Genomic DNA, 19,359 nt, shown 5'->3' with positions numbered 1-19,359 from the left:
TGGGAAGGTCGGATCGCTTTCACGCAGGTCCCGGCGCTGACCGGGCGATGCGGATCCCTGTGCGATACCCGGTCCGTCATGCCCGGTACACGTCGCCGGCGCGCATTAGACTCGCCACATGAGTGGTTGGGGCGTCGGGGACATCCCCGATCAGCAGGGTCGAACCGTCATCATCACCGGTGCCAACAGCGGGCTGGGCGCGGTTGCCGCGCGCGCCCTCGCCGGTGCCGGGGCGCAGGTGATCCTGGCCTGCCGGAATGTGAGCAAGGGGCAGGCCGTCGCCGACGAGATCGGGGAGCGGGCGCAGGTCCGGCACCTGGATCTGGCCGATCTGTCCTCGGTCCGCGAATTCGCCGCCGGGGTGGCGAGCGCGGATGTGCTGATCAACAATGCCGGCGTGATGGCGGTACCGCTGCGGCGCACCGCCGACGGCTTCGAGATGCAGATCGGTACCAATCATCTCGGCCATTTCGCGCTGACCGGGTTGCTGGTGGGCAAGATCGGCGAGCGGATCGTCACCCTGTCCAGCGGCGCCCACGCCGCGGGAGCCATTGATCTCGACGATCTCAACTGGGAGCGGCGGCCATATAAGCGCTGGTCTGCCTATGGGCAGTCGAAGCTGGCGAATCTACTCTTCGCCTTCGAGTTGCAGCGCCGGCTCACCGCGGCCGGATCGGCGAAACTATCGCTGGCGGCCCATCCGGGTTATGCGGCAACCGGCCTCCAGTCGCATACCGAGACCGTATTCGACTCAGTGATGAACATCGGCAACAAGGTGTTCGCGCAGAGCGCGGAGATGGGGGCGCTGCCCGAACTCTTCGCCGCGACCGCCCCCGTGGAGCCGGGTGCGTACTACGGGCCCACCGGCCTGGGCGGAATGCGTGGCCACCCGGGCCCCTCCGGTTGTTCGAAACGGGCGAAAGACCAGCTCACCGCCCGTTCGCTATGGGAGCTCTCGGAGCGGTCGACCGATGTGAAGTTCGATTTCTCGGCCTGATCCGTACCGGCCCGCGCACGGTGATTCCGGCGGGATGTCACACCTGCGTTCGGTATCTCGTCTTTCTCTGTGACAAGGCAGGAACGAAAGGAATCCGACATGGAACCCCGCGTGAATCTCTTCGAGAACAAGGTCACCGCGAGCTACGTCAAGCGATTGACCACCGCCGGCAAGGTCGCCGAGGGCTCGGGCCTGCCCGCCGCCACCTATGAGCTGGTGAAGATCCGCGCCAGCCAGATCAACGGCTGCGCGATGTGCCTGGATATGCACACCAAGGACGCCCTGCACGCCGGGGAGACCTCGCTGCGGATCAACCTGATCGCCGCGTGGCGGGAGGCGACGGTGTTCACCGAGGCCGAACGCGCCGCGCTCGAACTCACCGAGGCGGGCACCCGGCTGGCCGACGGCGGCGGGGTGAGCGAGGACACCTGGCAGCGCGTCCGCAAACACTACGACGAAGACCAGATCGGCGGTTTGCTCGTCGCCATCGCCACGATCAACGCGTGGAACCGGCTCAACGCCATCGCCCACACCCCGGCCGGGAACTACGAGCCCGGTATGTTCTGAAACGATAGCGGGGCGGAATTGTGTTGAGTATCACTTTCTTTCGGGCTATTCCGCCCCGGATCGACATCTGCGGTCAACCGCCTGGTACCGTGACCAATCGTGCAGCGCGTGTATTTCTGGTTTAGCAAGCCGGCCCGGGGCGGGTCGGTCTGCCGCTACCCCGCGCGCTGACCAGTTTCACCCCCGAGCCGGATAAGACCGGCTCGACGGGCAAACGTTTCCGTGGGTCGGCCCGAACGAGAAGGACACCACCCACGATGACAACCGCAGTCGATATCGACGCCCACCATTCCGATCTGGACGATCAGCGCACCCTCAGCGTGAGCCCGTTACGCTCGCCTGCCGAGGTACGCCGGGTCCACGCGATCACCGACGATCACGCCGCCATCGTCCGGGCCGGACGCAAATCCACCGTCGAGGTCCTCAACGGACTCGACGACCGCCTCATGGTGGTGGTCGGTCCCTGCTCGGTACACGACCCCGCCGCCGCCCTCGACTACGCCCGGCGTCTGGCCGCCGCGTCGGCGGACCTGTCCGACCGGCTGCATCTGGTGATGCGGGTCTACTTCGAGAAGCCGCGCACCACGCTGGGGTGGAAGGGTCTGATCAACGATCCGCATCTCAACGGCAGCTTCGACGTCAACACCGGTCTGGGTATCGGCCGTCAGCTGCTGCTCGACATCACCGCGCTGGGTCTGCCGGTGGCCTGTGAGTTCCTCGACCCCATCACCCCGCAGTACATCTCGGATCTGGTCTCCTACGGCGCGATCGGCGCCCGTACCGCGGCCAGCCAGGTGCACCGGCAGCTGAGCAGCGCGCTGTCCATGCCGGTCGGGATCAAGAACGGGACCGACGGTGATGTGCAGGTCGCCGTGGACGGGGTCCGGGCGGCCGCGGCCAGCCATGTGTTCCCGGGTACCGATCTCGACGGCCGTTCCGCGCTCATCCGCACCGCGGGCAACGAGGACTGCCATGTGATCCTGCGCGGCGGGTCCAACGGCACCAATTACGACGCCGCCTCGGTGGCCGACGCGTGCGCGCGGCTGGAGAAGTCGAAACTGCCGCAGCGCATCGTCGTCGACGCCAGCCACGGCAACAGCAACAAGGACCACCGGCGCCAGCCCGTTGTCGTCGCCGATATCGCCGAACGGCTGGCCGCCGGGGAACCCGGTGTGGTCGGTGTGATGCTGGAGAGCTTCCTGGTCGAGGGCCGCCAGGACCTCACTCTGGGACGGTCGGCCGACCTCACCTACGGCCAGTCCATCACCGACGCCTGCATGGACTGGGACACCACCGCCGCCCAGCTGGACCGGCTGGCCGACGCCGTCGCCCAGCGCCGCCGGCGCTGACGATCCGGTCGCTGCGCCGTACGGATCACGGGTCCGCGGCGCGGCCGGCCGGACGGTGACAATCGTGCAGTCCGGCGGCGATATCGCCCGATACGACGAATTCCGCGGATCAGACCCCGGCCGGCCAGCCGTCCGCCGGACCGGGCGGATCGGTGCGCAGGCGGGCGGCCATCCAATGGTCGCGGCGACTTCCGCGCAGCACACTGCCGAGCCGGGAGAGGCCCTCGTACCGGAATCCGTGTTTGCGGACCGCGGCGGCAGAGGGGTGGTTGCCGACGAGGGCGCGCCACTGGATGCGGGTCAAGCCCATACCCTGCGGGTCGAAACCGAAATCACACGCCAGTGCGATGGCTCGGGACATCAGTCCCTGCCGCCGGTGCCCGGCGGCGACCCAGTAACCGATTTCGGCGGAGCCCTCGTCCTGCGGGCGGACCCCCAGGCCCACGGTGCCGACGAGCCGGCCGTGCTCACCGAGCCGGATAGCCCAGGTGGGGCTGCTGCCGGCCCAGCCCTCGGCCGATCTGGTGCGGACGAAGTATTCGGCGTCGGCGCGGCCGTAGGGAACCGGGATCGTCACCCATCGAGCGATCGCCGGATCCTGACAGCATTCGATGATCGCCTCGATATCGGAATCCGCCGGGCGGCTCAGCCAGATGGTCCCATCGGACAATATGCACTCCTCCATCCCATGATGGTGGCAGTCCGACATGCTTTCCGGCACCCGAATTCCGGTGCCCCCGCACCGGGGCGCCGCCGGGCCGGACAGCGAGGCTCCGTAGAATTCCGGCGGTGGTAGCCGCCCTTCTCGCCGACCTTTTCGAGTCCCATCGCGGGCATCTGCTGGCGGTGGCCTACCGGCTGACCGGCAGTGTGGCCGATGCCGAGGACGCTGTCCAGGAGAGCTGGCTGCGACTGGCCGGAACCTCGCAATCGGAGATCGAGGATCTGCGCGCCTGGTTGACCACCGTGGTCTCCCGGCTCTGCCTGGATCGGTTGCGCAGCGCCGCGGTGCGCCGGGAAAGCTATGTGGGCCAGTGGCTTCCGGAACCGGTGGTGACGCCACTGTCCGGTGCCCCGGGTTCGGACCCGCTCGCCTCGGTGGTGCTGCGCCAAGAGTTCCGGATGGCCGCGCTGGTGGTCTTGGACCAGCTCACCCCACCGCAACGTGTGGCCTTCGTACTGCACGAGGGCCTGGCGGTTCCCTACGGTGAGATCGCCGGGATTCTCGATATCACTCCGGAGGCCGCCCGGCAGCTGGCCGCCCGCGCACGCAAGGTCGTCCGCGAACAGACCCCGCCGGTCGCCGCCGACGACGAACACGAGGCAGCAGTACAGAAACTACTCGTCGCGCTGGGCGCCGGTGATGCGCAGGCGGTGGCGGCGGTACTGCACCCCGACGCGGTGATGATCGGCGATTCCGGCGGTACCACGCAGACCGCGCGCAATATGATCTTCGGCCCGGACAAGGTCGCCCGGCTGTTCCTCGGTCTCCTCCGCCGCTACGGCCTGGATCGGCCCGGTGTCGATTTCGTCGCCGAGGATATCGAGTTCGTACGTGTCAACGGGCAGCTGGGCGTACTCATCCACGCCCGCCCGGCCGATGGTGACTACCCTGGATTCCCCGCGCGGGTCATGGGGTTCACCGTGGTGGACGGCGTGATCCAGGGTGCCTACGACCATGCCAATCCGGCCAAATTGCGCGGGGTCCGGTTGAGCTGACCGGACCGCTCAGGCGGGAGCCGGACGGGTTCGATCGGTGAGTAGCAGTGCTGCCATCGTCCCCAGCACCGAGCCCATCAGCAGCCGCTGCACGCGCAACCAGAGCCGCCGCCCGCTCAGGAACCCGGCGACGGTTCCCGCCGTGCACACGATCAGGGCGTTGACCACCAGCGCGACAGTGATCTGGACCGCCCCGAGGCATAGGCTCTGCGCCCACACCGGGCCCGCGCCGGGCGCGACGAACTGCGGGATCAGCGCCAGATACATCACGGCGATCTTCGGGTTCAGCAGATTGGTCACCAGCCCCATGGCGAACAGTCGCCGGGCCGGGTCGCTGGGGAGTGGCTCCGGGGTGAACACCGAGACCGCACCCGGCCTGATCGCCTGCCAGGCCAGCCAGAGCAGATAGGTGGCGCCGGCTACCTTCAGCGCCGTGTACAGCGCCGGAACCAGGGTGAACACGGCTGTGATCCCGGTCGCGGCGGCGGTCAGGTACACGCCGAAACCCGCGGCCACACCGGTCAGCGAGATCATTCCGGCGCGCCTGCCCTGCGAGATCGTGCGGGAAACCAGATACATCATGTTGGGGCCGGGGGTGAGGACCAGCCCGAGAGCGGCCACCGCCACCCCGGCTGCCGCCGCGATTTCGATCATGATTCCCATACTGGCCATGCCGGGCGGGTACTGTCGCGAGCCAGTTCGCATCTACTGGACGGGCTGTATTTATCGGTACGTCGGTCGCGCTGCGAACGGCGGTAGGTTTCTCTGTCGCCTCGGCGGGGCGTCCGGATCGCGGACACCCGGCCGACCGGGTTCACGACACGGTCGTGATCACCGCCCGATGCGCTGTCGGTGGCTTCGGGGACAATGGTCGGCAGCCGAGGTGAGGAGGTGCCCCGTGGCGGACGGGCCACTGATCGTGCAGAGTGATAAAACAGTCCTGTTGGAGGTCGATCACGAACTCGCGGGTGTGGCGCGCCAGGCGATCGCCCCGTTCGCGGAGCTGGAGCGGGCACCCGAACATGTGCACACCTACCGGGTGACGCCGCTGGCCCTGTGGAATGCCCGGGCCGCGGGCCACGACGCGGAGCAGGTCGTGGACGCGCTGGTCGGGCACTCCCGCTTCCCGGTCCCGCAGCCGCTGCTCGTCGATATCGTCGAGACGATGGCCCGCTACGGGCGGCTGCAGCTGGTCAAACATCCGGCCCACGGACTGACCCTGGTCAGCCTGGACCGCGCGGTGCTCGCCGAGGTGCTGCGGCACAAGAAGATCGCGCCCATGCTCGGCGAACATATCGACGACGACACGGTGGTGGTGCACGCGTCCGAGCGGGGGCACATCAAACAGCAGCTGCTCAAGATCGGCTGGCCCGCGGAGGACCTGGCCGGGTATGTCGACGGCGAAGCCCACCCGATCGACCTGGACTTCCAGGGCGCGAGCTGGCAGCTGCGCGACTACCAGGAGATGGCCGCCGACTCGTTCTGGGCGGGCGGGTCCGGGGTGGTGGTGCTCCCGTGCGGTGCGGGGAAGACGATGGTGGGTGCGGCCGCGATGGCCCGCGCCAAGGCCACCACCCTCATCCTGGTGACCAACACGGTCGCGGGCCGGCAGTGGCGCCGTGAACTGATCGCCCGCACCTCGCTCACCGATGAGGAGATCGGCGAGTATTCCGGCGAGCGCAAGGAGATCCGCCCGGTCACCATCGCCACCTACCAGGTCATCACTCGCAAATCGAAGGGTGAGTACAAGCATCTGGAACTCTTCGACAGCCGGGACTGGGGCCTGGTGATCTATGACGAGGTGCATCTGCTGCCTGCCCCGGTGTTCCGGATGACGGCCGATCTGCAGTCGCGGCGCCGGCTCGGTCTCACCGCGACCCTGGTTCGCGAGGACGGCCGCGAGGGGGATGTGTTCTCGCTGATCGGCCCCAAGCGCTACGACGCGCCGTGGAAGGATATCGAGGCCCAGGGCTGGATCGCCCCGGCCGAATGTATCGAGGTCCGGGTCACGCTGACCGATGCCGAGCGGATGGCCTACGCGACCGCCGAACCCGAGGAACGCTACAAACTCTGTTCCACCGCGCACACCAAGATCGCGGTGGTGAAATCCATCCTGGACCGCCACCGCGGGGCGCCCACCCTGGTCATCGGCGCCTATCTGGATCAGCTGGAGGAATTGGGCACTGCCCTGGACGCCCCGGTGATCCAGGGGTCGACGAAGAACAAGGAACGCGAGGCCCTTTTCGACGCTTTCCGCCGCGGCGAGATCCCGGTGCTGGTGGTCAGCAAGGTCGCGAATTTCTCCATCGACCTGCCCGAGGCGTCGGTGGCGGTGCAGGTTTCCGGTACCTTTGGTTCGCGTCAGGAGGAAGCTCAACGGCTGGGCCGGTTACTGCGTCCGAAACAGGACGGCGGTCAGGCGCATTTCTATTCCGTGGTGGCACGCGACACTCTGGACGCGGATTATGCGGCGCATCGGCAACGTTTCCTCGCCGAACAGGGTTATGCCTATCGGATAACGGATGCCGACGATCTGCTGGGCCCCGCCATCGGGCCCGGTGAACAATAAGGGCGTTCCCAACTCGACGAATTGTGTTAGGAATGGCGACGTGCGACGCTTCGATTTCGCGGTGGACCGCAGGCACGCCCACGCGGTCAACGAAGTAGTCGCCGGACGCCGCCGGGTGCGTCTGGCCGCGGTACCCGCCGCCGTCGGCGCCGCTGTCGCCACCGCCTATCTGGTGTGGCTGGGGCATCCTTGGTCCTACCCGTTGGCGCTGGCCTGTGCGCTGGGCGCGGCGACGGCGCTGTGGGTGGCGCTATGGGCGCCGCGCCGGGCCGGTATCGATCAGCTCTACGCCGAAGGCGAGCTGGTGCCGGCGGTGGTCTCGCCGATCCGGTCGCGTGGCGCGGTGCTGCTCGCCCTGGTGAACGTCGACCGTCGCGATACCGGGGAATCGCGATACGCGCTGGTCACCAGGAGAGTGCGGCGGTTGCCCGGACATCGGGTGACCGAAGGGGAGCGGGTGCCCGCGATCACGGTCCGCGGTGACCGGACCACCCGTTCGATCGGGGAGCGCTGGCTGCCGGTCGAGGCGATGCCGATCGCCTGGGGGACCACCGATACGGCCGTGATCGAGCGGGCCCGCGCGGCCATCGCCGAGATCGAATGGCGTTTGCTCGCGGACAATCTCGCCCTCGCCGAACAAATCCACCGCAGCGCGGCCAAACGGCTGCTGCTCGATCCGGGCCAGCTGCCGGAGGGGCTCGGCGCCTGAGTCGCGGCACGCAGTGCCGCATACCGTGGGTCTCAGCGCTCCGGGAAGCGCTCGCGCGCCGCGTTTTCCGGGGTACCGGAATCCCGAGGTGATTGCGGCTAACCTCGTCGAGCGGGGCTACCGGCAGAACACGCGTCGAGCACGGAAGGTGGAATCCCATGAGGCTCACCCGCTGGCTAGTAGCCGCGGTAGTCGTGCTGTCGGGCCCGGCCCTGGTTCCGGCCGCCGCGCAAGCGCCGTCCGCGTCGCTGGCGGGTTCGCCGGGACTGGGCGATTCCTACTTCCCGAAGGACGGCAACGGCGGATACGACGTCGCGCACTACGACGTAACCCTCGGCTATGATCCGGCCGATCACCAGCTCACCGGGTCCACCCGGATCGATGCCGCCGCCACCCAGCCGCTGACGGCTTTCAATCTCGATTACAGCGGGCCCCCGGTGCGAACGGTGCGGGTGAACAATACGCCCGCCGGTTTCGAATGGCAGAAACCGCACGAACTGGTCGTGCACCCGGCGCTACCGCTGCTGCCCGGCCTGCCGTTCACCGTCACCGTCGACTACGCGGGTACTGCCCCCGATACCCGCGGCGAGGGCTGGACCTACGCCCCGACCGGCGGGGCATTCGCTACGGGACAACCGCATTCGGCGTCCACCTGGTATCCGCTCAATGATTCCCCGCGGGACAAGGCCACCTTCACCCTCCACGCGACCGTTCCGCAGGAATGGCAGGTGATGTCGGGTGGTACCCGGGTGCGTGACGATGTGCGCGACGGTTTCCGGACGGTGAGCTGGGAGCAGCGCCATCCGGTGATCGGCTATCTCACCACTGTCGCCATCGACCGCTTCGAATACCTGGAACAGCGCCGCGCGAACGGCACCCCGCTGCTGAGTGCCTTCGCGCCGGGTGCCGAGAAATTGCGTCAGTACGAGGAAAAGCTTCCGCAGGTCCTCGATTTCACCGAAGGCCTCTACGGCCCGTATCCGTTCGAGTCCGGTGGTGGAATATTCCTGTCCGCCGAGATCCCGTTCTCCCTGGAAACCCAGACCCGGCCCATCTACGCGTCCTGGGCCGATCTGAACACCGTGGTGCACGAGACGGCCCACCAGTGGTGGGGTGATTCGGTCTCGGTGCAGAACTGGTCCGATATCTGCCTCAACGAATGTGTCGCCAGCTATACCGCCGACTATCTCTGGCCGGAGCGGACCGGAGGTGTCGATGTGGATGCCGAATATCGCGACACGATCAGGGAAATGCTCGCGAAGCCGAAATTCTGGGAAGTGCCGCTGCAGGATCCCGGACGGGAGAAGATGTTCACCTCGGTCTACTACCGGGGTCCGCTGTTCATGCACGCATTGCGTAAACAGCTGGGGGACAGCGTGTTCTTCGACGCGCTGCGGGAATTCGCCACGATCCATGCCTACGGTAATGCCTCGATGCCGGAGTTCCGCGCATTCATCCAGTCCAAATCGCCGACCGATCTCACCGGTTTCCTCGACGCCTGGTTGCGCGGTACCACCCCGCCGCCGGACCGGTACCTCTATCCGGGTTCACTGCGCGGCTGAGTGATCCGGCGAGGGTGGGATGGCTATTCGAGCAGCGCGACCGACGAGATCCGGTGCAGGGTGAACTGCCGGACCGTTCCGGTGACCGGGTCCAGCGCGTCGAGTTGTCCGTTGCCGACGCGCACCGGCTCGACGACCCGCTGGATCGCGGTGCCCTTCGCGTCGACATAGCCGATGTGCACCTGCCGCCGTACTCGGGCCGCCAGTTGGAGCAGCGCGAGGGCGGCGGCCGTGCTGGTGCGGGTGCCATCACTGCGCACCGTCTGCCCGGAGGTGGCGGTGGCTGCCCGCTCTCCCGCACGTAGTTCGGTGACCAGCAGTTCCAGTTGATCGGTCGTCGGTGGGGACGGCCGGTACGGTTGCCGGGCCAGGGGCCGCACGCTGATCCGTGCACCGCGCTGCCGCAGGTCCACGATCGCACCGGAGGCATCCTCACCGGCGGGCGCGAAACCCGCCGCGCGCAACTGTTCGAACAGCTCGCCCAGCGGCGCCTGCGATATCGCCACTGTCGGTGCGATACCCCGCAGGGCCAGGGTATCGGCCACCGGGGAGGCCAGCACTTGGGCCAGCAGTGCGGGATCCTCACTGCGCACGAACGATTGCGCCATCCCGGCCCGCAACCGGCCGTGCCGCCGCGCCACATCGTCGATCAGATAGGTGAGTGTCTGCGGGACGGGCGTTCGGGAGTGCCGGTCGAACAGGCTGTGCAGTTCCGCCGCGGTGAGGCCGGCGTCGAGCGCGCGGCGCAGCGTGGGCTCCCCGATCCGGTAGACGGTGGCCGCCCCGGCCGATTCCACATCGGCGACCAGCTCGATGCGGCGCTGTAGGTCGGCGGTGAGCGGCCCCGGCGCCACCACGGTCAGGTCGGCCTGGACCAGTACATGGTCGACGGGGTCGGGGAGAGAAGCCTCCAGTGCGGCCTCGGCGGCCGCGAGGGTACCGGTAAGCAGCGCCCGGGCGGCGGTGGTGAGCGCGCCGCGGCCCACCAGACCGAGCCCGGCGGCCTCGTACAGAGTGTTGTCGACCACTTGGCGGCGGAAGTGCCGGCGGCGCCGGGGGGTGCGCCACGCCAGCAGACGGGACAGCTCGGTGGGATCGAGTTCGGTGCCGGAAGGTTGCTCGGCCAGTGTCTCGAGCACGATTCGCCGGTCTCGCACGGCGTAGGGCACCCGTAATTCGTGGGCGAGCGCCGCCAGCGGTTTGTCCGCGGCGTCGCGGAAGCCGATCATCCACGGATTCCGGTCCAGTTCCAGCCAGGCATGTGCGAGCGGGATCCAGCGGCGTGCCGCCGGCGCTTCCAGCCAGGAGTCCGCGGCGGGGGTCGGCGCCCAGAAATCATCGGCGTCGGCCTCGGGTGCCGGATCGGGAAAACCTTTCTCGATCAACTTCGCCGCCGCCAGCAGTTCCACCAGCAGGCCCGCCCGGGTTTCATCGATCCCGGCGGTCTTGGCCAACCGGCGCAGTTCCCGAACCCCCAGTCCGCCCGCCCGCAGTGCCGGAGCGGGCAGCTGGCCCAGCACCTCGAGGATTGCGGCGCAGTGCCGGAGCAGTTCGCCGACCTCGCCCGCTCCGACACCGTCGACCTCGGCCATCTGGTGCGGAGTCGCTCGCGGTTCGGGCTCTACCAGCCGGTAAGGGTCGGTGACCGGTTCGCCGCGCAGCAGCTGACTCACGGCGGGCGGCAGCTCCACTGTTTCGTCGTCGATCCGGCGCAGCAGCCGCGCGGCCAGCAGCCGTGGTACCGGACGGTCTTCCGGCGCGTCCGGTGCGGCATCACGGGTGCGCCCGCGCGGGCCGGTCTCGGCGAGTTTGTCCAGCAGCGCGCGTTCGGCGAGAACGAGGCCGGCGAGCGCCGCGGTGATCTCCGATTCGGACAGCGCCCCGGCGGAGTCCGCTCCGCTACCCAGGGGCCACGGCAACGCCTCCGCTGTGGCCGGTACCAACCGGATCCGGTCGCCCTCGAACCAGAGCAGCGCTCGATCGGCCAGTTCGGTGACGGCCGCGTCCACTGTCGGCGCCTTGGCTCGGGGACGCAGTGCGCGTTTGAGTTCGGTCCGGGTCAGCGGCTCACCGCCGGCCGCGGTGTGCAGGGCCAGGACTTCCACGATCGCGAAGGGGACGGTGCCCAGATCGTCGGCCGCGCGCAGTACCGAGGCACGTTGTTCGGCGCGGGCGGCGAGCACTGCCATGGAGGCCGGCAGAGGTACCGCGAGATCGGGCCGACGTTCCAGCAGAGCCACCAGCTGTGCGTCGGAGCGGGTACCGAGCCAGGCGGTGAACGAGTCTTGGCCGGTCATCAGGTCCAGACTAGCCGGGGGCCGCGGGTTCGGTGCGGGTGGCGGGCCGGTGACCGTCGTCGAACGACCCGCTGTGCCGGTCCGGGCATGTGCTGTGCGTCCCGAGGCGGTTGACGTGCGGGCCCGCGGCGTGGCCGTGCCAGAATGAGGATGTGGTGAACAAATCGAAGAAACCCTACGTCGACAACGGCTGGCCCGAGGTGCCCGATGGTGATCACGCTGTCACCGAGTTGTCGTCGTCCCGCTCCGGTAATCTCTCGCCCTTCGGCGAGGACACCGAGTTCCCGGTGGCTGCCGACAAGCTGCCGTATCTGCACCCGCAAACAGTGATCAACCGCTGAGCGGACGAACGAGAGAACCCCGCATCACCTGTTGGTGAGGCGGGGTTCTTTCGTAGCCGGGGTGCCCGTTCAGGAAGGCAGCAGGCCCTTGTTGGCTTCGAAGACATTGAGCAGGCCGGAATCGAGCTGGGGATTGCCGGCTTTGACGGCCTCGAACAGATCCAGCGCGGACTGCGGAACCTGGACGCCCTGTGCCTGGACGGCGGCGAGCGCGCGATCCACGGCGGTGTAGACCTCTTGGGTCTGCGTAGGGGTCTGGGCCGGAGCCTGGGTCTGGGTGCCGGGCGCGGCCTGGGTACCCGGGGTTTCGGTCTCGGTCTGCACGGCCGGAGTATCGGCCGGGGTTTCGCGCGGGGTCGAGCCGCTGCTCAGGCCCAGCGAGGACGAGCAGGAAGGCCAGGCGCCCCAGCCCTGCGAGGCGAGTACGTTTTCGGCGACAGTGATCTGCTGTTCGCGGCTGGCCTGGTTCGCGGTCGGCGCGTAATCTCCGCCGCCGTTGGCCTGCCAGGTGCTCTGCGAGAACTGCAGGCCGCCGTGATAGCCGTTGCCGGTGTTGATGGCCCAGTTGCCGCCGGCTTCACACTGCGCGAGTCGATCCCAGTCGGAGTCGGGGGCCGCGCTGGCGGTACCGGCGAGGGCTACACCTGCACCGCTGATCATGGCGCCGGTGACGGCGACCTTGGCCACAGTGCGACCGGTATTCGTGGGCTTGCGATGGCGTCCACTCATTCGGGTTCGTCTTCCTCTCGTACGCACCTGCGAGGTATTCGCTCGGGTCCAGGCTGAGAGGGTGCCCGTCCCGCCCTCACCCCTCTTGGTTTCCGTCGGGTTCCGGTACCCGCGGGGCGAGGTTCGGTGCGGCGGGCCGGTGGGCCGGAGTGCCCGGCTGGGGTAGACGGTACGACGTTCCCGCCGAAAAATCACTATTTGGTAACCGGCGTGTGCGGATGGGTTGCGGAGCGGTCACGGTGGCCGCTTTCGGACTCTGCGCAGCTAGTAGGGCCGCGTCGGGGATCGGCGGTAGGACACGCTGCGCCGTTATCGGGCCGTTATGTGATTATCATCACATAACGCTTCGGTCGCGACGCGGCCGGGTATTAGACAGTTGTCATTTGGATCGGCGACCCGAGCGCAGCGCGAAGATCAGCGCCGCGACGAAGCCGACCGGAGCCAGCATCGCGCCCAGGTACAACCAGAGTCCCGGCTCACCGTCGGTGAGTATCGGCGTCAGGAAGATCGCCACGACGGATAACAGTCCCAGGGCGAAGAGCCCGAGCGCGAGTTGCAGTAACCAATTGCCGGGGGTGCGCCCGGACGGCGGGCCGGAGGGCCGCGGATCGGCGGAATTCGTCACCGTTCGACCGTAAAACTGATGTGCTGGTGCTGTACCCACCGGGGTAGACTCGGAGCGATCTCGCGTCCTGCATGCTTGTGGGGCGCGTTTTTCGAGTAGAGGCAAGGCCTGCCATCAGCGGGTTTCAGCGGACGAGTGTGACCGGGCCCGGTGGGCCGGGCGCCGAACAGACGAACGGGTGAGCGCAGTGCCGACCGGCAAGGTGAAGTGGTACGACGTGGAAAAGGGCTTCGGCTTCCTTTCCCAGGACGAGGGTGAGGACGTCTATGTCCGCTCGTCCGCGCTGCCCCAGGGTGTCGAGACGCTCAAACCCGGTCAGCGGGTCGAGTTCGGGATGGCGGCCGGGCGGCGCGGGCCGCAGGCGCTGAGCCTGAAACTGGTGGAGGCGCCTCCGTCGGTGCGGCAGAACCAGGAGCGCAGCATCCGCAAGGAGCCGGTGGCGCGTAAGCACAGCCCCGATGAGCTCCACGGCATGGTCGAGGACATGATCACACTGCTGGAGGCGAAGGTGCAGCCGGATCTGCGCAAGGGTCGTTACCCGGATCGCAAGACCGCCCAGCGCATCTCGGAGGTCGTGCGCGCGGTGGCGCGGGAACTCGACAGCTGATCCGATACGCGAGAACGTTCGCGGGCCGGCCGGATGATCCGGTCGGCCCGCTGTCGTTTCAGGCCGTCTTGATCGACCACACCGCGTGCGGGATGGGGAACTCGTTACCGGCCTCGTCGATCGCGATGATCATCACCTGCAACTCCACCCCGACCAGTTCCAGACCCGGTTCGGGCTGCGACGGGACGGTCAGCGCGCGGGTGTCCGCCGGATGGTCCCGGTAGGAGCTCGGCCGCTCGACGAGTTCGCCGTTCTCGCGGACATAGAGCGGCAACAGTTCCCACGGGCTGTCCACGAGCGCGTCGGGCAATGAGATCTGCAGGGGATTACCGGTCGGTACCTCCAGGAAAACGGTTTCGCCCTGCCGGCAGTCCTGCATCCGCACCGTGCAGTAGCGGAACGGCGGCACTGTGACACTGGTGCCGTGCGCGTACGCGGTGAGTTCCGGGTCCCCGGGTTCGGCGTCTCGCGCCAGCAGCCAGACCACACCGGCGGTGGCGGTCACCAGCACCAGGATCCCGGCCAGGGCCAGCGCGAGAGTCGTGCGGACTTTGTTCGTACTCACCGGGCGGCTTCTCCTCGTGGGGGGTCGTAGTGCGGAACTTCCTGTTCGGCGTGCAGCGGGCGGCGACCGCCGAGACCGGGCAGCAGGCTGAACCCGCGATAGCTCAGCACAGTCTGGACGAGTCCCCCGACCAGCACCGCACTGACCACCGCGAACCCCTTCCAGTAGTCGGTCGGGAGCAGAACTCCGCCCGCGCCCCCGATCACCCAGCTGAGCTGCAGCACGGTTTCGGAGCGACCGAACCCGGAGGCGATCGACTCGGGTGGAAGGTCGTCCTGGATCGCGGCATCGAGGGAGACCTTGGCCAGCGCACTCGCCCCCGAGGCGACCAGCGCGGCCACCGCCGCACCGAACAAGTTGTCCGTCACCACCGCCAGTACGGCCACGGCTGTGCATCCGATCGTGCAGTTCACCACGATCAGCGAAGGCCGGCCGAGCTGCAGCCGCGCCCCGGTGGCGTTGCCCGCGAAATTACCGATAGCGGCCGCCGCGCCGACCAGACCCAGCATTGCCGCCTGCTGTACCGGGCGGTGTTCGGTCGCCTTGGCCACGAACGCGATATAGAAGGTCAGGAACCCGGTGAGCACCCGGATACTGCCGTTGCCCCAGAGTCCGGTGACCACCGCGCGGCCGAGCGGCTGGCGACGTTTGCGCGGTGGTACCGCGGATTCGGTGGCGGGGTCGAATACCTCGGTTTCCGCGTCGCGGGCGTGGTAGCCGAGTGTGGTCGGAACCTCACCCTCGGTGATCTCCACCCAGCGCGGAATCTTCCAGCTCAGATACGCGCCTCCGACGGCGATCCCGGTGGCCAGGATCAACGCGCCGGTCGAGCCGGTGAGCGCGGCGGTTGCCGCCGCGATCCCGCCCGCGCCGAGCGTGCCGCCGACCAGTCCGAAAACGGTGAGCCGTGAGTTCGTGCGGACGAGGTCGATATCGGGGGGCAGGACTCTGGGCGTCACCGCGCTCTTGAGCACTGCGAACGATTTGCTGAGCACCATCATGCACAGCGCCAGCGGGTACAGCACCCAGCTGTCGAAACTGAAGATCAGCACCACCGCCAGTACCGCGCGTACGGCGAACGAACTGGCCAGAGCCAACCGGCGGCCGCGTTGCAACCGGTCCAGAGCCGGGCCGATGAGCGGCGCGATGAGCGCGAACGGGGCGATGGTGATCAGTAGATACAGCGCGACCTTCGTTTTGCTCTCCGCGGTCGCGCTGGCGAAGAAGAGCGTATTGGCCAGTGCGACCGCGATGGCGGCGTCCAGCGCGAAGTTCGCCATGGTGGCGTAGGTGAGCGCCGTCAAACCGGATTTGTGCGCGCCGTCGGCTTCGGCCGCCCGCCGGAAGGTGGCGATACCTTTCTCGGTGATCTCCCGCCCGCGCATCGCCGCGACCCGTGTGACGGTGAGCTTGCGAGGGACACGGTGGCCCTCGGCGTCGTATTCCGAACCGGCTTCGGCGCCCGGGTACTCCTTGGTCGCCGCTGGTTCTTCGTATGCGGCGCCGTTCGTATCCGCTTGTCGTGTCCCGGCGCTGTCCGGTTCGGTGCGATCCCGCGAATCGGCGGCCGGCGCCGGGTGGCCCCAGGACTCACGCCCGGCCTCGGTGGGGCGACGATCTCCCGCACCGAATCCGCCCGGTTCGCGCCGCGCTTTGGGGCCGGGGGAGAGAACCGGGCTGCCGGGGGCAGGGTGACCCGCGGGTGGTCCCGGCCGGTACCGGGGGGCGGGTCCCCCGCCCCCCGGGGTGGAACCACTGGCCCGTGGGAGGGAGCCACCAGCCGCCTGGTCGGAACTACCGGACCTCGGGACGGAGCCGCTCGAGACCGACCCACCCGCCGCGGAACTACCCGGCGTGGGCCGTCCGCGCTCGGTGCCGGACCACGGCCGTCTCTCCCCGGGGGAGTACGAAGTGCCGTTCGGTTCGCCGCTCCGGCGGTCGGAGCGCGGGAGCTCGGTTCCCCGCGCGGCCGGCGGGTCGACCGGGTCCGCCGATTCACGCGACCCGCTCAGGGACCCCAGTATGCGAGCGAAGCGGCCCTCCCGCCCCGCGGGGCGGCCCCGGTTCTCCACCACCGGCGGGACCCGACGATCGCCGGGACCCGGCCGCGACGAGGGACCGCCCGGCCGCGCGGTACCGGATTCGGCGGTGGGCAGCGGACGGGTCGGCGGTGGGGCGGGTCGAGGGTTCGGGGCGGGTTCGTGATCGCGGTGTGGCACGTTCGGCGGGGGGTAGCGGTCGAAACCTGGATGCCGCTGTGGTGGCGGAGACTCGCCGGCGGGCCACTGACCGCGATCGGAACCGGAGGGCTCGCGGGAAGTGGGCACATCATCAATTCTGGCCCACGGCGGCGACCCGCAAACGCCGCCCTGCTCACGAGGGCCGGAAAGTGAGATGTGTCGCTCTGCCGCCACGTGGGTCAGGCCGGGACGAAACGGACCTCGAACACCGTCGGCCAGTACTTTCCGGTGACCAGGAAGCGGTCGGTGCCCGGGATCTGGGCGATACCGTTGAGCACGTCGGTCTGCGCGCGTTCGGTGGCCGGAAGCAGCCCGGCGGCATCGACGACGGCCAGGACACGCCCGGTCTCGGGATCGATCCGGAGAATCTCGTCGGTCGGCCAGGAGTTGGCGTAGACCGAACCGTCCTGCGCGCATTCGAGCTCGTTCAGGCGCGCGCCGGTATGGCTGGTCAGCGCCACCGACCCGGTGGGCGCGAAGGTCACCGGGTCACGGAAGGTGAGACGGGCCGACCCGTCGCTCATGACCAGTTGCCCGTCGCGGGTGCACAGGCCCCAGCCCTCACCCGGGTAGCTCACCCGGTGTCTCTCGGCCAGCGTCCGCGGATCGCGTGCGAAGGCGACCCCTTCTTTCCAGGTGATCTGCCACAGTGTGTCGCCGGCCAGGGTGATGCCCTCACCGAAGAAGGGTGGCGGGAGGGCGCTGCGGGCGAGTTCCCGGCCGGTGCCGCGGTCGGTGGTGCGGATACCGGAGAACCCCACCATCCCGGTGCTCTCGTACAGCACTTCACCGTCGATTTCCAGGCCCTGGGTGAACGCGCCCAGATCGTGTCGATGGGTCGCCAGCACCTCGATATCCAGGCGCGGCACCGTGTCGGGGGTGTTCCGGCAGGCGGCCGCGGCGAGCAGGCAGACCAGCGTGGCGCCGACCCAGGTACACCGAGCGTGCTTCATACGGCAAAATGTAGTCCGTGAGCGCAGTATCTGTTTCGGACACCGAGGTGCGGACGATCCTGGCAGGGGCCGTCGACCTGGCTCGTCGTGCGCTCGTGGACCTGGAGCCCACCGGGGTCGGAGTGCATCTGGGAGTCCGCGCCGAGGACGAATGTTCGGCCACGCACCGATTCGAGGCCACTCTGCCCGGCTACCACGGGTGGCAGTGGGCGGTGGTGGTGGCCGCCGCACCGGACACCGACCGGGTGACCGTGAGCGAGTCGGCGCTGCTGCCCGGCCCCGACGCGCTGATCGCACCGGATTTCGTACCGTGGGACCAGCGCATCCGTCCCGGCGATCTGGCGCCCGGCGATCTGCTGGCCCCGCCCGCCGACGACCCGCGCCTGGTACCCGGCTATTCCGCTACCGGCGATCCCGAGGTCGACGAAGTGGCCGGCCAGGTGGGTCTGGGCCGTAAGCAGGTGCTCAGCCGAGAGGGCCGCGAGGACGCTGCCGAACGCTGGTACTCCGACTACGGCCCCGATAACGAGATGGCCAAGGCCGCTCCCGGGTCCTGCGAGAGCTGCGGTTTCTATCTGCCGCTGGCCGGCGCGCTGCGCGCCTGCTTCGGGGTCTGCGCGAATGTCATGGGCGCCGACGGCCATGTTGTGCATATGGGGTACGGCTGCGGGGCCCATTCGGACACCCAGTTGCCGACCGGCGCCGGATCACCGATCTATCAGGCCTATGACGATGCCGCGATCGAGGTGGTCGCGGTAGCGCCGAAGCCGCCGGCCGCCGAGGCCGCGAGCGTGACCGCGGAATCCACCGGCGCCCCGGAAACCGCTGCGCTGGAGCCGGGCGGAAATACCGTCCCGCGGGTGGAGGAGCCGGGTTCCGGCCGGGCTCATCCGGAAACGGCAACCGGCGACCCGGTGGCCGAACCGCCCGCGGCAACCGTTGCCGAGCCGGTCGCCGTCGAATCCACCGACGAATCTGTCGATGCGGCGGCCGGGAACGCCGGTCGCGCCGATACTCCTCGGCCGGATCCGGCCACCGCGGAAGCGGCCGACTCCGACCCTGCCACCGGGCCGGAAACCCACCGGTAGCCGGCGGAGCGCTCCTCGCCGCCGACACCCGATCCGAATCGTGGATCGCCGCGCCGGACCGGCAAGGCGAACCTGCCTCCGGAACCTCCGAACCGTCATCGCCCTGCGGACCGATCCGAGGTCGGCGTCCCGTGTCCCGTCCGGCCGGAACGGCCCGGGTCGCCGAGCCGAACTCGACTCCGCCCGCGGTCGTGTGACTTCGTGGGCCGGCGCACGGTTGGTCTCGTGATCGGCCGCACCGCGGTCGCGCCGGGAGCGTCCGCCGGGCCGCCGCAGTGATTCCGGGCGGCCGTGGCCCGTCCGGCGCGACCGTGCCGTGCGGCGCGCTCGGCGGAACAGGGCACGTACGCTGACTCGGGTGAGCGAGACCGGTGCGGTGGGCGATACGTTCGGGCCAGTGGAAACGGACGCCGGCAGCGCGGATCCCTTCGGCACCGCGAGC

At 68.8% G+C, this 19,359-nt stretch carries 17 protein-coding genes and 1 pseudogene; 10 read left to right on the top strand and 8 right to left on the bottom strand.

The annotated features are described in order from the left end of the window. Positions 1 to 118: 118 nt before the first annotated feature. From IEY68_RS19830 to IEY68_RS19820, 3 genes are all read left to right on the top strand, one after another. Entirely contained in the window at positions 119 to 997 is an 879-nt protein-coding gene (locus tag IEY68_RS19830) for an oxidoreductase (RefSeq protein WP_058853814.1), read from the top strand. Between the two features lie 99 nt (positions 998 to 1,096). Further along, positions 1,097 to 1,564, top strand: coding sequence for a carboxymuconolactone decarboxylase family protein (locus tag IEY68_RS19825; RefSeq protein ID WP_058853815.1), 468 nt, complete (start codon positions 1,097 to 1,099; stop codon positions 1,562 to 1,564). 257 nt (positions 1,565 to 1,821) lie between these two features. Further along, positions 1,822 to 2,913 (top strand): 3-deoxy-7-phosphoheptulonate synthase, encoded by a 1,092-nt coding sequence (locus IEY68_RS19820; RefSeq protein ID WP_058853816.1) that lies wholly within the window; start codon positions 1,822 to 1,824, stop codon positions 2,911 to 2,913. A gap of 109 nt (positions 2,914 to 3,022) precedes the next feature. Here IEY68_RS19820 and IEY68_RS19815 read toward each other — a convergent pair whose 3' ends face one another. Beyond that, positions 3,023 to 3,583 (bottom strand): GNAT family N-acetyltransferase, encoded by a 561-nt coding sequence (locus IEY68_RS19815; RefSeq protein ID WP_308434983.1) that lies wholly within the window; start codon positions 3,581 to 3,583, stop codon positions 3,023 to 3,025. A gap of 119 nt (positions 3,584 to 3,702) precedes the next feature. Between IEY68_RS19815 and sigJ the strand changes: the two genes are divergently transcribed. Continuing rightward, positions 3,703 to 4,632 (top strand): RNA polymerase sigma factor SigJ, encoded by a 930-nt coding sequence (sigJ, locus tag IEY68_RS19810; RefSeq protein ID WP_058853818.1) that lies wholly within the window; start codon positions 3,703 to 3,705, stop codon positions 4,630 to 4,632. A 9-nt stretch (positions 4,633 to 4,641) separates the two neighbouring features. Here sigJ and IEY68_RS19805 read toward each other — a convergent pair whose 3' ends face one another. Next, a complete protein-coding gene (locus tag IEY68_RS19805; protein WP_058853870.1) occupies positions 4,642 to 5,286 on the bottom strand; it encodes a LysE family translocator in 645 nt (214 codons plus the stop codon). A 244-nt stretch (positions 5,287 to 5,530) separates the two neighbouring features. Between IEY68_RS19805 and IEY68_RS19800 the strand changes: the two genes are divergently transcribed. The 3 genes from IEY68_RS19800 (at position 5,531) to IEY68_RS19790 (ending at position 9,472) form a co-directional block, all read left to right on the top strand. Beyond that, positions 5,531 to 7,201 carry a DNA repair helicase XPB gene (locus IEY68_RS19800; RefSeq protein WP_058853819.1) on the top strand — a complete coding sequence of 557 codons (1,671 nt, stop codon included), beginning with the start codon at positions 5,531 to 5,533 and terminating at the stop codon, positions 7,199 to 7,201. A 40-nt stretch (positions 7,202 to 7,241) separates the two neighbouring features. Further along, positions 7,242 to 7,910 carry a DUF3239 domain-containing protein gene (locus IEY68_RS19795; RefSeq protein WP_058853820.1) on the top strand — a complete coding sequence of 223 codons (669 nt, stop codon included), beginning with the start codon at positions 7,242 to 7,244 and terminating at the stop codon, positions 7,908 to 7,910. Positions 7,911 to 8,068: 158 nt separating this feature from the next. Beyond that, entirely contained in the window at positions 8,069 to 9,472 is a 1,404-nt protein-coding gene (locus tag IEY68_RS19790; protein WP_058853821.1) for a M1 family metallopeptidase, read from the top strand. Positions 9,473 to 9,495: 23 nt separating this feature from the next. Here IEY68_RS19790 and IEY68_RS19785 read toward each other — a convergent pair whose 3' ends face one another. After that, a complete protein-coding gene (locus IEY68_RS19785; RefSeq protein WP_058853822.1) occupies positions 9,496 to 11,769 on the bottom strand; it encodes a helicase-associated domain-containing protein in 2,274 nt (757 codons plus the stop codon). A gap of 152 nt (positions 11,770 to 11,921) precedes the next feature. Between IEY68_RS19785 and IEY68_RS19780 the strand changes: the two genes are divergently transcribed. Further along, on the top strand, positions 11,922 to 12,110 hold the full coding sequence (locus IEY68_RS19780; RefSeq protein ID WP_058853823.1) for a hypothetical protein: 189 nt from the start codon (positions 11,922 to 11,924) through the stop codon (positions 12,108 to 12,110). Between the two features lie 69 nt (positions 12,111 to 12,179). Here IEY68_RS19780 and IEY68_RS19775 read toward each other — a convergent pair whose 3' ends face one another. After that, positions 12,180 to 12,839: a transglycosylase family protein gene (locus IEY68_RS19775; RefSeq protein WP_058853824.1), complete on the bottom strand. Its 660-nt coding sequence runs from the start codon at positions 12,837 to 12,839 to the stop codon at positions 12,180 to 12,182. 379 nt (positions 12,840 to 13,218) lie between these two features. Then, positions 13,219 to 13,464 (bottom strand): hypothetical protein, encoded by a 246-nt coding sequence (locus IEY68_RS19770; RefSeq protein WP_058853825.1) that lies wholly within the window; start codon positions 13,462 to 13,464, stop codon positions 13,219 to 13,221. A 187-nt stretch (positions 13,465 to 13,651) separates the two neighbouring features. Here IEY68_RS19770 and IEY68_RS19765 point away from each other — a divergent pair, with 187 nt between their 5' ends. Next, positions 13,652 to 14,071 carry a cold-shock protein gene (locus IEY68_RS19765; RefSeq protein WP_058853826.1) on the top strand — a complete coding sequence of 140 codons (420 nt, stop codon included), beginning with the start codon at positions 13,652 to 13,654 and terminating at the stop codon, positions 14,069 to 14,071. A 58-nt stretch (positions 14,072 to 14,129) separates the two neighbouring features. Here the strand turns inward: IEY68_RS19765 and IEY68_RS19760 are convergent, their stop codons facing one another. From IEY68_RS19760 to IEY68_RS19750, 3 genes and pseudogenes are all read right to left on the bottom strand, one after another. After that, positions 14,130 to 14,636, bottom strand: coding sequence for a DUF2771 domain-containing protein (locus tag IEY68_RS19760; RefSeq protein ID WP_063916296.1), 507 nt, complete (start codon positions 14,634 to 14,636; stop codon positions 14,130 to 14,132). Then, a pseudogene (locus tag IEY68_RS19755) lies at positions 14,633 to 16,057 on the bottom strand (MFS transporter); the annotation flags it as partial. The gene IEY68_RS19760 and the pseudogene IEY68_RS19755, both read right to left, overlap by 4 nt. A gap of 998 nt (positions 16,058 to 17,055) precedes the next feature. Further along, positions 17,056 to 17,829: a glutaminyl-peptide cyclotransferase gene (locus IEY68_RS19750; protein ID WP_058853827.1), complete on the bottom strand. Its 774-nt coding sequence runs from the start codon at positions 17,827 to 17,829 to the stop codon at positions 17,056 to 17,058. A gap of 17 nt (positions 17,830 to 17,846) precedes the next feature. Between IEY68_RS19750 and IEY68_RS19745 the strand changes: the two genes are divergently transcribed. After that, positions 17,847 to 18,917 carry a DUF3027 domain-containing protein gene (locus IEY68_RS19745; protein WP_082681184.1) on the top strand — a complete coding sequence of 357 codons (1,071 nt, stop codon included), beginning with the start codon at positions 17,847 to 17,849 and terminating at the stop codon, positions 18,915 to 18,917. Positions 18,918 to 19,359: the final 442 nt, after the last annotated feature.

It is taken from the genome of Nocardia jinanensis (assembly GCF_014645735.1).
GTDB lineage: Bacteria > Actinomycetota > Actinomycetes > Mycobacteriales > Mycobacteriaceae > Nocardia > Nocardia jinanensis.
Note: the sequence above shows the minus strand (reverse complement) of the source record. Positions and strands in the feature narration are given on the sequence as shown.

Excerpts from the sequence above, each read along its gene's own strand:
- IEY68_RS19830 (WP_058853814.1), top strand. The coding sequence starts at position 119 with ATGAGTGGTTGGGGCGTCGGGGACATCCCCGATCAGCAGGGTCGAACC.
- IEY68_RS19825 (WP_058853815.1), top strand. The coding sequence starts at position 1,097 with ATGGAACCCCGCGTGAATCTCTTCGAGAACAAGGTCACCGCGAGCTAC.
- IEY68_RS19820 (WP_058853816.1), top strand. The coding sequence starts at position 1,822 with ATGACAACCGCAGTCGATATCGACGCCCACCATTCCGATCTGGACGAT.
- IEY68_RS19805 (WP_058853870.1), bottom strand. The coding sequence starts at position 5,286 with ATGATCGAAATCGCGGCGGCAGCCGGGGTGGCGGTGGCCGCTCTCGGG.
- IEY68_RS19790 (WP_058853821.1), top strand. The coding sequence starts at position 8,069 with ATGAGGCTCACCCGCTGGCTAGTAGCCGCGGTAGTCGTGCTGTCGGGC.
- IEY68_RS19785 (WP_058853822.1), bottom strand. The coding sequence starts at position 11,769 with ATGACCGGCCAAGACTCGTTCACCGCCTGGCTCGGTACCCGCTCCGAC.
- IEY68_RS19775 (WP_058853824.1), bottom strand. The coding sequence starts at position 12,839 with ATGAGTGGACGCCATCGCAAGCCCACGAATACCGGTCGCACTGTGGCC.
- IEY68_RS19750 (WP_058853827.1), bottom strand. The coding sequence starts at position 17,829 with ATGAAGCACGCTCGGTGTACCTGGGTCGGCGCCACGCTGGTCTGCCTG.